Origin of the sequence: Halobacillus halophilus (genome assembly GCF_020171985.1) — a bacterium.
In the GTDB taxonomy this organism is placed as follows: domain Bacteria; phylum Bacillota; class Bacilli; order Bacillales; family Halobacillaceae; genus Halobacillus; species Halobacillus halophilus_A.
This window is the reverse complement of record NZ_JAIVAL010000025.1, coordinates 1-1093: the sequence shown is the minus strand read 5'-3', so window position 1 is coordinate 1093 and position 1093 is coordinate 1. Positions and strand designations below refer to the sequence as shown.

Sequence of the window (1093 nt, the reverse complement as noted above, 5' to 3'; positions counted from 1 at the left end):
ATTATTAAACCAATGCACATAATCAAATAATTCAATATCCAAGATCGATTGATGGGCATATACCTGGTTATGGACAAATTCAACTTTGATAACCTTAAATGTTGCTTCAGCTACGGCATTGTCATAAGGTGATCCTTTAAAACTTAGAGAACGCTGGATCCCGAAAGTTTTTAAAGCCTGATCAATGAGGGCGTTTTTAAATTCGCTGCCTCGATCAGTATGAAACATTTCCAATTGAGTTAAATCTTCGTTTATCGATGCAAACGCTCGATGAACGAGCTGGGCATCTTTATTGGGACCCGAGCTATATCCAATAATCTCCCGATTATATAAATCAACCATCACACAAATGTAATGCCAATTATTAGCGACACGGACATAAGTTAAGTCACTGACTACCACTTTTAATCGTTGGTCCTGAACAAATTCGCGGTTTAAGACATTGGTCACGTTGGACTCGTTACATGTCGTCTTCGTGGGTTTATACTGAGCGACCGTATATTTGGAAACTAATCCTTGTTCTTTCATGATTCGTCCAATTCGACGTCGAGAGACGGTCCGGCCTTCTTTCTCGAGCTCTACCTTGATCTTACGTGTACCATAACTTTGGCGACTGGCTTGAAAGATATCCGTTAGAAGAACGGCAAGCTCTTCTTCTTGCTTTGTATCTCGTTGTTTGGCTTCATAATAATAGGTGCTTTTAGGGAGTTGGAGGACGTCGCACATTGCTGATACTGAATATTTGTGGCGGTTATTCCGGACCACATCTATTTTTGTCCCATGATCAGCGCGGCTTGTTTTAAAATATCATTTTCCATATTCAATCGCTGAACTTCTTTACGGAGTTTGATTACTTCGTTCTCTTCAGGAGAACGATTATCTTCCTCTTTAAAAGATCCACTATGGGCGTACTGACTGATCCACCTATCAAATGATGAAGGAGTTAAATCATATTCTTTAAGGATTTCTTTTCTTGGTTTACCGTTTTGGTGCAGTTGGGCCATTTGCTGTTTGAATTCTTGGGTGAAGTTACGTCGAATTCTTGGGGTCATAACGGAAGCTCCTCGTGTTTTGTATTAATTCAGTCTATCTG

At 40.0% G+C, this 1093-nt stretch carries 1 protein-coding gene; it reads right to left on the bottom strand.

What is annotated here, in order from left to right; translation table 11 throughout:
- Nucleotides 1-1052 (bottom strand): IS3 family transposase gene (locus tag LCM11_RS20285; RefSeq protein ID WP_224896031.1). Its coding sequence is split into 2 segments (ribosomal slippage), with 1053 coding nucleotides annotated over them: nucleotides 1-797 and nucleotides 797-1052; the frame shifts between segments, so codons are not numbered across the junction. This gene is flagged as partial in the annotation.
- Between the last annotated feature and the right edge of the window lie 41 nt (nucleotides 1053-1093).